General features: G+C 66.2%; 11 protein-coding genes. 1 reads left to right on the top strand and 10 read right to left on the bottom strand.

The window, feature by feature from the left end:
- The first annotated feature begins 26 nt into the window (after nucleotides 1-26).
- Nucleotides 27-350 (top strand): hypothetical protein, encoded by a 324-nt coding sequence (locus tag ACVW17_RS17685; protein WP_456753067.1) that lies wholly within the window; start codon nucleotides 27-29, stop codon nucleotides 348-350.
- A gap of 58 nt (nucleotides 351-408) precedes the next feature.
- On the opposite strand, the gene ACVW17_RS17680 is transcribed toward ACVW17_RS17685, so the two are convergent.
- The 10 genes from ACVW17_RS17680 to ACVW17_RS17635 all read right to left on the bottom strand — a co-directional run bounded on the left by ACVW17_RS17680 (nucleotide 409) and on the right by ACVW17_RS17635 (nucleotide 11945).
- Nucleotides 409-1917, bottom strand: coding sequence for a glycerol-3-phosphate dehydrogenase (locus ACVW17_RS17680; RefSeq protein ID WP_456753066.1), 1509 nt, complete (start codon nucleotides 1915-1917; stop codon nucleotides 409-411).
- A complete protein-coding gene (locus ACVW17_RS17675) occupies nucleotides 1914-2660 on the bottom strand; it encodes a class II aldolase/adducin family protein (protein WP_456797733.1) in 747 nt (248 codons plus the stop codon). The genes ACVW17_RS17680 and ACVW17_RS17675 overlap by 4 nt, the downstream gene beginning before the upstream one ends.
- A gap of 35 nt (nucleotides 2661-2695) precedes the next feature.
- Nucleotides 2696-3736, bottom strand: a complete 1041-nt coding sequence (locus ACVW17_RS17670; protein WP_456753065.1) for a 2-hydroxyacid dehydrogenase — start codon at nucleotides 3734-3736, stop codon at nucleotides 2696-2698.
- Nucleotides 3729-5309 (bottom strand): FGGY family carbohydrate kinase, encoded by a 1581-nt coding sequence (locus tag ACVW17_RS17665; RefSeq protein WP_456797732.1) that lies wholly within the window; start codon nucleotides 5307-5309, stop codon nucleotides 3729-3731. The genes ACVW17_RS17670 and ACVW17_RS17665 overlap by 8 nt, the downstream gene beginning before the upstream one ends.
- Before the next feature lie 2 nt (nucleotides 5310-5311).
- The gene (locus ACVW17_RS17660; protein ID WP_456797731.1) at nucleotides 5312-6427 is read right to left on the bottom strand and encodes an ABC transporter ATP-binding protein; all 1116 of its coding nucleotides are present in this window, start codon (nucleotides 6425-6427) and stop codon (nucleotides 5312-5314) included.
- Between the two features lie 12 nt (nucleotides 6428-6439).
- On the bottom strand, nucleotides 6440-7537 hold the full coding sequence (locus ACVW17_RS17655; protein WP_456797730.1) for an ABC transporter ATP-binding protein: 1098 nt from the start codon (nucleotides 7535-7537) through the stop codon (nucleotides 6440-6442).
- 4 nt (nucleotides 7538-7541) lie between these two features.
- Nucleotides 7542-8399 (bottom strand): carbohydrate ABC transporter permease, encoded by an 858-nt coding sequence (locus ACVW17_RS17650; RefSeq protein WP_456753061.1) that lies wholly within the window; start codon nucleotides 8397-8399, stop codon nucleotides 7542-7544.
- 14 nt (nucleotides 8400-8413) lie between these two features.
- Nucleotides 8414-9343, bottom strand: coding sequence for a carbohydrate ABC transporter permease (locus ACVW17_RS17645; protein WP_456756460.1), 930 nt, complete (start codon nucleotides 9341-9343; stop codon nucleotides 8414-8416).
- A 117-nt stretch (nucleotides 9344-9460) separates the two neighbouring features.
- Nucleotides 9461-10900, bottom strand: a complete 1440-nt coding sequence (locus ACVW17_RS17640; RefSeq protein WP_456797729.1) for an extracellular solute-binding protein — start codon at nucleotides 10898-10900, stop codon at nucleotides 9461-9463.
- A 28-nt stretch (nucleotides 10901-10928) separates the two neighbouring features.
- Nucleotides 10929-11945, bottom strand: a complete 1017-nt coding sequence (locus tag ACVW17_RS17635) for a sugar-binding transcriptional regulator (RefSeq protein ID WP_456797728.1) — start codon at nucleotides 11943-11945, stop codon at nucleotides 10929-10931.
- Nucleotides 11946-12063 lie beyond the last annotated feature (118 nt).

The raw sequence follows: 12063 nt of genomic DNA, 5'->3' as shown, positions 1-12063 counted from the left end.
ACGCCGAGGATTTCGAAACCGAGTTGATGAGCGATGCTGGAGGCGAGACAGAGCGTTTCCGGACGTTGGGGTCCGGATCGGCTGGGCTCCTCCCACACATCTGCTCGATGCGCGATGTTTATCGTTTTTGTAATACTAAACGTATTACTAAATTCACGAAGTCGTCAAGCCGGTTTTGCAAGCCCGGCGAAAAGTCGGTCGACACGCGCACAGAAGACGAGCCGATTGCGGTGCAGCAAAGGCCTTTTGGCTCTTTCAAATCCACGCTCACGACGCGCGGCGCATTCGGGCAACCACTGGCGAACAGCGAGGCGCTGTTCGCCATTCTGTTTAATAAATTATTTTACTGAACGTTCAGCGCGCCGTGGTGCATGGCGACGCGTCACGGCATGCGAGGTTTGCGATCGCCTAGAGATAGCTTGCGAATGCGAGCCGCTGCGCCGGTGTCAGATGCAAGCCGTGCTTGGTGCGCCGATCCAGGAAGTCGGCAGGACGTTCCGCCCATTCGTTCTCGCGCAGATACACCGCTTCGCGTTCATAGAAGTCGCCGCCGAAATGACGGCCGAGATCGGTCGCACTGCGGGCCGAACCCAATAGCTCGCGCGCACGCGTGCCATAGAGCCGGGCATAATGACGGACGAGCGTTCGCGGCAGATCGGCATAGGCGCGCGCCAATCCCTTCTCGAAATCAGCGAAGCTGCCGCCGATGTCGCCGCCCGGCAGCGGCCGAATTGCGGTCCAGGCAGGTGACAGCTTCGGGAACCACGGTACGAGGCGCTGCATCGCCTGCTCCGCCAGCCGGCGATAGGTCGTGATCTTGCCGCCGAAGATCGAGAGCAGCGGCGGCGCCCCTTCGGCGCCGTCAACCTCGAACACATAGTCGCGCGTCACGGCCGACGGATTGTCGGCATTGTCGTCGTAGAGCGGCCGAACGCCCGAGAAGGCGTGCACGATCTCGCTCGCCTGCGGCGGCGTCCGGAAATAGCGGCGCAGTACCTGCAACAGATAATCGGTCTCGTCCGCGCCGATCGCGACATCCTCGGCGCGGCCCTGATAGGAAATGTCTGTCGTGCCGACCAGCGCAAGATTATCTTCATAGGGATTGACGAAGATCACCCGGCGATCGGTATTCTGCAGCAGATAGGCCTGCGGCCCGTCCCAGAATTTCGGCACCACGATGTGGCTGCCCTTGACCAGCCGCACGCTCTGCGCCGAGTTCAGCCCGGCCACGCCCTGGATGACATCCTGAACCCACGGCCCGGCGGCGTTGACCAGCGCGCGCGCCCGCACGATCTGCGCGGTGCCGTCGCCGCCCTGCATCTCGAGCCGCCAGGTTTCGCCGTCGCGGCGCGCGCGCACCGCCCGCGTCCGCGGCAGGATGCGGGCGCCGTTCCGCGCCGCATCGATCAGGTTGAGGATCACCAGCCTGCTATCGTCGACCCAGCAGTCCGAATATTCGAAGCCTCGCCGGAATTCCGGATGCAGCGGCGCACCCTCGGGGGACCGCGCCAGATCCAGGCTGCGGCTCGCCGGCAGCTGCTTGCGGCCACCAAGATGGTCGTAGAGCAGCAGCCCGGTGCGGACCAGCCAGGCCGGCCGCTGCTCCGGCGAATGAGGCAGCACGAATCGCATCGGCCAGATTATGTGCGGCGCGGACGCCAGCAGCACCTCACGTTCGATCAGCGCCTCGCGCACCAGGCGGAACTCGTAATATTCGAGATAGCGCAAGCCGCCATGGATCAGCTTGCCGGAACGCGACGAGGTGCCTTCGGCGAAATCGTCCTTCTCGCAGAGCAGCACCTTCAACCCGCGGCCGGCGGCATCGCGGGCAATGCCGGCACCATTGATGCCGCCACCGATGACAGCGACATCGACCAGCCCGTGATCCGTGCCTGCGACCGGCGCAGTGCCCGTCATCGCTTGCTGCTACGCCGTTTCTCGGCGCGGCGCGGCGCCGCCTTGGCCGTCGCGCGAGCCTTGGTTGTCGCGCGAGCCTTGGCGGGCTTCGGCGCCTGCAAGCCGTAGGTCGAGAACCCCTTCGCGGTCTCGGCGATCTCCTCGTCGGTCAGGATGACGCGCGAGTCCAGCGCGAGCGAGAGGTAATACTGCTTCGCGATGGTCTCGAGCTCGACCGCGAGCCACATCGCCTTGTCGAGATTGGCGCCGAGCGCGATCATGCCGTGGTTGGCGAGCAGGCAACCGTTGCGGCCTTCGAGCGCGGCGATCGCGTGATCGGACAATTCCTTGGTGCCGTAGCGCGCATAGCCGGCGCAGCGGATCTCGGTGCCGCCGAACGCCGCCATCATGTAGTGGCAGGCCGGGATCGGCTTGCGCGCGATCGCCAGCACGGTCGCATAGGTCGAGTGGGTGTGGACGATGGCGCCGACATCGGGCCGGGCGCGCGTGATGTCGAGATGGAAGCGCCATTCGGTGGACGGCTGCAGCGGCCCTTCCCAGGCGCCGTATTCGCCCTCGAGCGGCATCGAGGCGATCATCTCCGGCTTCATCGAATCGTAGGGCGTCGCCGACGGCGTGATCAGCATCCGGTCCTTGTAGCGCGCGGAGATGTTGCCCGATGTCCCCTGGTTCAGACCCGACGCGTTCATCCATCGGCACTTGGCAATGATCGCCTCGCGCAATTGTCGTTCCTCACGGGTCATACGGACTGCCTTTCTCTTCAGCACGGCTTGCCTCTTCAGCACGGATTGCGCGGCGGTTCGCCGGCCAGGTAGCGGCGAACCTCCTCGGCCGCCTGCTCGGCGGCCACGGTGACGGTGCGCACGGAGGCGCCGGCGATGTGTGGCGTCAGCGTGACGTTGGGAAGCCGCAACAACGGCCAGTCCGCCGGCACCGGCTCGACGGCGAAGGTGTCGAGCATGGCGCCGCCGAGATGCCCCGATGCCAGCGCATCGTACAGCGCCTCGTAATCGACCAGCGGACCGCGCGCGGTGTTGATCAGGAACGCACCTTGCTTGATCCGCGCCAGCGCGTCGCGTCCGATGAAATGGGTGGTCTCGGGCGTCACCCGCGCATGCAGCGTGACGACGTCGGCGCGGCCGAGCAGTTCGCCGAGCGCGACATGCTCGACGCCGTCATTGCGGTCCTGGGCGCTGAGCTGGACATAGGGATCGGCGACCAGGATCTTGCAGCCGAACGCCTTCAGCAGCTTGACCACACGGCTGCCGATTGCGCCGTAGCCGACAATGCCGACCGTCATCTCGCCGAGCTCGCGCCCGGTGCGGTCGGCGCGATAGAGATCGCCGCGCCATTCGCCGCCGCGCAGCGCCTCATGGCCGCTTCGGATCAAACGGGTCTCGGCGAGAATGGCGCCGATGGTGAACTCCGCCACGGCGCTCGCATTGCGGCCGGGCGTATTGACCACCAGCACATTGTGGTCGCGCGCCGCCTGCATGTCGATATTGACCGGGCCGCCCCGCGACACCGCGATGAATTTCAGCATCGGCAGCCGCTCCAGCATCGATCGCGAGATCGGCGCCAGATGGGTGACGAGCAGTTCGGCGTCGCCGATGAAGTCGATGATCTCGTCCGGCTGCCCCATGAATTCCTTTAGGCCGTCGAGCTTCGAGCCGGCATAGCCGTGCTCCATCGGCTCGTCCGGCCAGGGCTGCTCCAGCGAGCGGATATCGACGCCGTTGCCGCAGGCTGTGCGGATATGCTCGGCGAACACCGAGGGCAGCATGAAGCGGTCGCCGACGATGGCGATGGATTTAGACATGGTCGCCTCCGGCGCGCAGTGCGGCGAGTTGTTTCCAGACCGGTCGCGATGCCAGCCGGGCATCGAGATAGGTCGGGAAGATGCTGGCATAGCGCTTCGCCAGCGCGGCGTCGGGCGATTGTGGCGCACTCAGATGCGGCGCAACCCACCGCTCGGCGCAGGCGCGCATGTCGGGATAGGCGTCGGTCGCGACCGCAGCGATCATTGCAGCGCCCGCGGCACCGGCCTCGGCGCGGCTGCAGATGCGGACGTCGCAATCGAGCGCAGCCCCGAGAATGGCGCCGAGCGCACGGCTCTTCGCCGCGCCGCCGGTGATCCTGAGATCGCGCGGCAGCGACCCCATCGCGGCGTAGCAATCCCGTGCGGCGAAGGCCAGGCCCTCCATCACGCCGCGCATCAGATCGCCATAGCGGTGGCGCGTGCGCAGGCCGAAAAACTGCGCGCTGGCCTCGTGCGCGACGAACGGGCCGCGCTCGCCGGCATCGGAGATGAACGGATGGAACAGCACCTCGCCGGGCCTGGCCCGCAGCACCTGATCGTCGAGCCGGCGGATCAATTCGGCGCGCGTGCGCGTCACGCCTTCCGCCGCCAGCATGTCGCAGGCGAGGTCGAGCATCCAGTCGATGTTCAGCGTCGCCGCCATGTTGGACTGCATCTGGGCATAGTGACCCGGCACCGGGAACGGCATGGTGTAGCCGGTGGCCTCGCGGTTCAGCGTCACCGCGTCTGCGCTAGGCACCAGCCGCATATGCATGCCGGTCGAGCCGATGATGGTGCAGCCGACATCGGGTGACGGATCGTACAGCCCGGCCCCGAGCGCATTGCAGATCACGTCGACATAGCCGAGGCAGACCGGCACGCCTTCCGGCAGGCCGATCTCCATGGCCGCTGCGGCTGAGAGCGGATGCGTCGTCACCGCGCCGTCCACGACCGGCGGGAAGAGATGCGTCAGCTCGGCGATGCCGATCAACCGCGCGGTCTCGGCATCGAAGCCGCGCTTGCGGAATTCACCGCAGGAGAAGGTCGCCTCCGACGGATCGGTGGCGCGCTCACCGGTCAGCAGGAAGTACAGCCAGTCCTTGCAATGGAACGCCGTTGTCGCCCTTGCGATCGTCTCCGGCATATACGCCTGCAGCCAGGCCAGTTGCGGGCCCTGCTGGCAGGCATTGAGCCCGGAGCCGGTGCGGCGGTAGAGCGGCGCGTTGCGCTCGCTGGCGCGAATCTCCTCGACCAGCCGGCCGGCGCGCGAGTCGAGCCACAGCAGCGCCGGTGCAACCGGCCGGCCGTCGTCATCGATCAGCCAGGTGCCGTCGCCCTGCCCGGTCACCGCAATCGCCGCGATCCGTGCTGGCAAGTCGGGCACAGCGTTCGCAAGCGCGCGAATCACTGCGACCGTATCGCTCCAGGTCCGCGCCATGTCCTGCTCGACGTGGCCGCCGGGCGCGCTGCTGTACGCATTCGGCCGCGAGACATCGGCAAGCTGCTCGCCGGCCAGCGTGAACGCCACCGCCTTGATCAGCGAAGTGCCGGCATCGATGCCGATGATGACGTCGCGGCGTGCGGAAGCGGCCATGGTCAGGACACCTCCGCATGACGGATGCAGGTTTCGTCGCGGCCGAAGATGTGCAGGTGACGCGGCTCCAGCGCGAACGGGATCATGTCGCCCGGCCGCGCGGCGACGCGGCCCGGCGTGACCGCGATCAGCATGCGACCGCCGCAATCGCCGGCGACATGCGACTGATCGCCGAGCCACTGGTTGGAGACGACCTTGACCCTGACGTCGCCGGTCCCGACTGCGATCTTCTGCGGACGAATGCCGATCCGCACCCGCGGCGTGCCGGCGAGCGCCTGCGCCGCCTCGCTATCCAGCCCCGCACCACCGATATCGAAGTGCATGTCGGCGCCAACCGACAGGCGGAAGCCGCCATCCGATCGCGCCACGCCAGCGTCGAGCAGGTTCATCGGCGGCTCACCGATGAAGCTCGCGACGAACAGGTTGGCGGGCCGGCCCTTCAGCTCCTTCTCGCTGGCGAACTGCTGCAGCACGCCACCTTCCATCACCGCGATGCGGTCCGCCAGCGCGCTGGCTTCGGTCTGGTCATGGGTCACGAAGATCGCGGTCATGCCACGCTCGGCGAGCAGGCTCTTGATCCGGCCGCGCAGCACCGCGCGCAATTGCGGCTCGAGCTGCCCCATCGGCTCGTCGAGCAGATAGAGATCGGCGTCGCGCACCAGCGCCCGCGCCAGCGACACGCGCTGCTGCTGGCCGCCGGAGATCGCGCGCGGATAGCTGTCGAGGATGTCCTCGATCTCGACCAGACGGGCGATCTCGTCGACCCGACGCGTGACCTCGCCGCGCGGCAGCTGGGCCGACTTCAGCGCGAAGGCGATGTTCTCGCGGACCGTTAGCGGCGGATAGAGCGAATAGCCCTCGAACGCCATCGCGACCCTGCGGCGCGCCGGCGGAAGCTCGTGGATCCGCCGGCCGCCCAGCGCGATCGATCCGGCCGAGACGTCCTCGAACCCCGCGATCATCCGCAAGGTCGAGGTCTTGCCGCAGCCCGACGATCCCAACAGCGCGACGATCTCGCCCTTCTCGACCGCCATGTCGAGCGCGCGCACCGCATGCACCGGCGGCTTGCCGCGGCTCTGGTAGACCTTGTCGATGCCTCGAAGCTCGAGCATGTCCATGACCATCTGCTCCTATGCCGCCCTGAGCCGGTGCGTCTGCCCGATCCTCAGCCCGGTCGCGCGATCGAACAGCATCGCAGCCTCAGGCGCGAAGCGGACGAACACGTGATCGTCGGCCGCGCCTTGCGGGGCATCCGGCGGCAGCGCCGCCAGCCATTCCGTTCCGTCGGCGAGACGGAGCAGCAGCACCGCCTTCTCGTGCATTGGCGTGATCGCGAGGATACGCGCCGGGATGGCGTCGTCGCCGGACGCGGACGACACCGAAAGATCCTCCGGCCGGACGCCAAGCCAGCATGCGCCGGGCGAGGCCAAACCATCGGCGGCCCCGAGCCGCATCCTGGCGCCGGCGACGTCCGCCGACAGCATGCCGTGCTCCGCGACCGGCGAGACCTCGGCGAGGTTGATGGTCGGATCGCCGAACAGCCGCGCGACCGCGACCGACGCCGGCTGGGCGTAGATATCGGCCGGCGTCGCGACCTGGACGAGCCGGCCGTCGATCAGCACTGCGATGCGATCGGCGATCGCCATCGCCTCGCGATAGTCCTGGGTGACGTAGAGCACGGCGGCCGTGCCGCGCCGCAGCAGGTTCGGCAGCTCGAGCCGCATCTCGTAGCGCAGCTTGGCGTCGACGTTGCGCAGGGGATCATCCAGCAGCAGCACGTCCGGATTGCCGATCAACGCGCGGGCCAGCGCCGTTCGCTGCTTCTGCCCGTTCGACAGTTCGCGCGGCGCATGGCCAAGCACGTGCTCGATCTTGAGCAGCCTGCTGATCGCGGCGACGCGGCCCGCAACCTCGCTGCCGCCGCCGCGCAAACCGCTTGCGATGTTGTCGCGGGCGGTCATGTGCGGAAACAACGCAAAATTCTGGAACGCCATTCCGATGCCGCGCCGCTCCGGCGGCGCACCGACGACCGAGCGACCGCCGACCAGGATGTCGCCCTCGTCAGGCTCGAACATGCCCGCGATCATGCGCAGCAGCACGGTCTTGCCGCTACCGGAGGGGCCGAACACCGCGACGATCTCACCGGGTTCGACCGCCAGCGACAATCCGTCCGTGGGGCGTGTCGCACCGAACGCCTTGCTCACCGAATTGATTTCGAGACGCGCCATCGGATCAGCCTTTCACCGCGCCGAGCGAGAGCCCCTCGACCAGGTAGCGCTGCGCATAGAGCGCCAGCAACAGGGTCGGCGTCACCGACAGCACGATCGCCGCCGCGATCTGGCCGTACTGGATTCCCGACGCCGTGACGAACGCGAGCGCGCCCACCGTCACCGGCTGCTTGTCGGCGGAGGCCAGGATCAACGCGAAGACGAAATTGTTCCAGCAGAAGATGAATGACAGCAAGCCTGCCGCGGCGATCCCGGGTCCCGCCAGCGGCACCGCGATCCGGGTGAAGGCCTCGCGCCAGGAATGCCCGGCGAGCCGATAGGCATGCTCGATATCGGGGCTGATGTCCTCGAAATAGCCGCGCACGATCCACAGGATCAGCGGCAGCGCGATCAGCTGATAGACCCAGACGATGCCGAAGTAGGTGTCGTTGAGGCCGAGCTCCTGGTAGTACAGCGACAGCGGCAGCAGCACGAGCAGCGGCGGCGCGAAGCGGAACGACAGCAGCGTGAAGGCGATGGTCTCGCCGAGGCGGAATTTGAAGCGTGCAAAGGCATAGGCCGCCGGCACGCCAAGCAGCAGCGCCAGCAGCACCGCCGCGCTCGACAGCACGACGCTGTTGAACAGATTGCGCATGAAGGAGATCTGCAGATTGCCGGCCGCCGTGCGCAGCTGGCCCGAGATCAGCGCCTCGTAGTTCGCAAGCGTCGGCTCGAACAGGATACGCGGCGGAATCCTCAAGATCTGGTCGTTGTTCTGGAACGACATCATGAAGATCCAGACGATCGGGAACATGAAGAAGATCAGGATCAGCGTGAGCGCCACGCCGCGGAAGATGCGACCGGCAAGGCTGGAATGTTCCATCGTGCCCCTCCCTGTCACGCGTGGCCGTGCGCACGCTCGCGCAACCGCAGCCAGTTCTTGATGAAGATGTTCGACAGGATGTTGGTGATCAGCCAGAGGATCATCAACAGCGCCGCCGACCTGCCGACATTGGTGTACTGGAAGAATTCCAGATAGGCCTGGACCTGGAACACCATCAGCCGGTCGCCCGGCCCGCCCTGCGTCATGGCATAGATGATGTCGAACTGCTGGATCGAATCGAGCAGCCGGAACAGCGACGCCGTGATGATGTAGGGCGCCAGCATCGGCAGCGTGATGCGGAAGAACACGAAGCTCGCCGGCACGCCGTCGAGTGCCGCGGCCTCGAACGGCTGCCGTGGCAGCGAACGCAGGCCTGCCAGCAACAGGATCATGATGAAGGGCGTATAGACCCAGACGTCGACCAGCACGACCGTGAACAGCGCGCTCGACGGATCGGAGGCCCATTTGAAGTCGGTGACGCCGAACAGGCTGACCATGTAGGACAGGATGCCGAAGCCCGGATTGGTCATCAGCTTCCACATCAGCGCGGCGATCGCCGGCGCCGTCATCAGCGGCAGCAGCAGCATGATCGACACCGCATTGTGAAAGCGGGTCGGCCGGCGCAGCAGCAGCGCGATGCCGAGGCCGAGCAGCAGCTCGAGCACGACCGTCAGCACGGTGTAGGTGATCGATATCTGGAACGTATTCCAGAACGCCGGATCGGACAGGAAGTCGATGTAGTTTCCGGCGCCGATGAAACCGCGCAGATAAGGCAGGTTCAGCCGGTAGCGTTGCAGCGAATAGACCGCCGCCGTCACGAACGGAACCAGAATCGCCACGCAGACGAGCAGCGCCGGCAGGCTCAGCAGATAGGGCAACAGGCGCACGCGCGGCTTCGGTTTGGCCGGCGCTGCCTGCGCGTTCGTCGGGAGGGTTTGGACCATGCTCATGATGATAAGAGATCGCGTTCCGCTGGCAAACGCCGCCGGCTCGGATGGGACAAGGGTCCGAGCCGGCGGACGGACGCGGTGCGGGGGATCATGCACCGCGGGTTTGATCGGTCAGCCGAGACCGGCCTGCTTGAGCTGGCGGTTGATGCTGTCGGCGAGCTTGTCGAGCCCCTCGTCGACGCTGACCTCCTTCGCCACCATCTTCTGCAATGAGGCGGCCCATTCCGTCGTCAGGTCGAAGAACAGCGGCTGCGCGGTGAAGTAGATTTTGGCGCCGGGCGACGACATGTCGTGCTGCTCGAGATAGCCCGGATAGGATTTCGCGATGCGGTCGCGGAACTCGGTGTCCTTCCACACCGACGCGCGCACCGGATTGACGAAGTCCATCTTGCGCGCGCCGAACAGGTCGTGCTCGACGGACGCCGCCCACTGCATGAACAGCCACGCCGCATCCTTCTGCTTGGAGAAGGTCGACATCGCGAGCGACCAGATCCAGACGTTCGGGGTCGGCGCCTTGGCGGCCGGATTGGCGGCAAACGGCGCATAGCCGAGATGCCCCTTCTCCTTGTTGTCGCCGCCGTTCATGAAGTAGCCGAGGATGTCGGCATCGAAGATCATGCCGGAGGCGCCGGCGCCGACGTCGGTGCCGACCTGGTACCAGGTATAGGTCGACCAGTTCTTCGGGCCCGAGGTCTGGATCATCTTGACCCATTTGTCGTGGAATTCCTTCGAGGCCTTGGTGTTCATCGCGGCCTTGAGCTTGCCGCCCTCCATCACGAAGTCCTTCTGGCCGAAATTCGAATAGGCCGACAGGAAACCGGGATGGATGGTCGCCCAGGAACGCGAGCCGCGCACGCCGACGCCATAGGGGCCGCCGGCGTCCTTGGTGATCTTGGCCGCGACCTCCAGCATCTCGTCGAGGTTCTTCGGCGGCTTGACGCCGACCTTGTCGAAGATGTTGCGGTTGTAGGTGATGTTGTTGAGCTCATAGCCCCACGGGATGCACCACTGTTTGGCCTTGCCCGAGCCGAGCTCGGAGCCGGCGACGCCGTCCCACGCCGTGGAAGCGCGCAGGCCCGGCAGCACATCGTCCCAGGCGAAGGCCGGGTTGGTCTTGGCCGGATCCTTGATGTAGGTGTTGAGGTCCTCGATCCAGCCCGCCGGACCATAGGTCCAGGTCATGTAGGCGCCGGTCATGAAGGCATCGTACTGGTCCGACTTCGACGACAGCGCCGCCGTCACCTTGTCGAAATAGACGTCCTCCGGGAAGATGTCGTAGGTGACGTTCATGCCGGTGAGCGACTTGAACGCCTCGATGTCGCCGATCATCGCGTCGACGTAAGGATGCTTGTTGAGCAGCAGTTTGACGGTCTTGCCGCTCTGCGTCTTCCAGTTGAAGTCCGCAGCCATCGCCTTCGACATCGATGAGGCGAAAGCGGCGTTTGCGGCGATGCCCGCGATGCCGAGCTTGGCCGCGCCGTCGAGGAGATCGCGGCGGCTGATGCGTTTGGCAGCGTAGGAGTCGAACAGATTCTTCTCGCGATCGAACATGTATTTCCTCTCCTTGTTGACGCTTGTTTTATGTGTCCTTCCGGGTCTTGCTTCTTGTCTTGCCGGATGTGGTCTCCGGCTTGTCTGTTGCGAGCGCCTTTGCGGTCGCCTCGTCGATGATGAGGCCGTGCAGAACGCCGCTGCGCAGCACCCCGCGCAACGCGGTCACCTTGGCCGGCCCGCCGGCGATGGCGACGATGCGGTGCTTCCTGAGATCGGCCATGCTCATCGAGGTGGCGCGCGCCGACAGGTCGGTGTCGAGCACCGCGCCGTCGGCGCTGAAGAAATGCCCGAGCAGGTCGGCACAGGCGCCGACGCGCTTCAGCTCGGCGACCTCGTCCGGCTTGATCATGCCACTCGACACCAGGAAGCCGTCGCGGCTGACCTGGCCGATGCCGACGAACAATAGCGAGGCCTGGCGCGCCAGCGCGAACACGTCGGCGATGCCGAATTGCTGCATCAGCACGGCGCGATCGGCGACCGAATTGGCGAACACCGGCACCGGCAACAGATAGGCTTCCGCGCCGGTGCGCTCGGCGAGGCGATGAATCACGTCGAACGGATTGGCGGCAAATTTCCGCGTCAGTCCGCCGAGCAGCGACACGAACTGCGCATCGCGCGCCGGCGTCTGCGGCATCTGCTCGACCACGGCGGCGAGCGTGCGGCCGTGGCCGACGCCGATCACCTTGTCGTCGCCGCGCTCGAGGATCTGGCGCAGGAAGCTTGCGCCTTCCAGCGCCAGCGCCTTCAGCGGCAGATCGCTCTCGCCGAGATCGGGCGCGACGCGGCAGAACGCAAGCCCGAAACGCTGCGTGAGATCGTTCTCCAGCGCGACGCATTCGGCGACCGGTCCCTCGACGAACACCCGGATCATGCCCTCGCGGCTGGCGCGCGCGATCAGGCGGTGCGCCTTGGTGCTCTGGATGTTGAGGCGGTCGGCGACCTCCGACTGCGTCAATCCTGCCGCGAAATACAGCCAGGCCGCTCGCGTCGCGAGCGACGCCTCGCCGTCGATCACCGGCAGCCTGTCGGGCGGAGGAGCCATGTCCGGAAAAGTCCGCTTGCAAATTTCTTCACGTCCTGCAAAAAATTGCAGAGGCCGAACGGGGCGTCAATCCCCCAAACGTGCTGCAGCGCAACCAATGTCGACGCGCGCCGGCACC

Source organism: Bradyrhizobium sp. USDA 4473, assembly GCF_054063335.1.
This window is presented reverse-complemented; position numbering and strand designations above follow the sequence as displayed.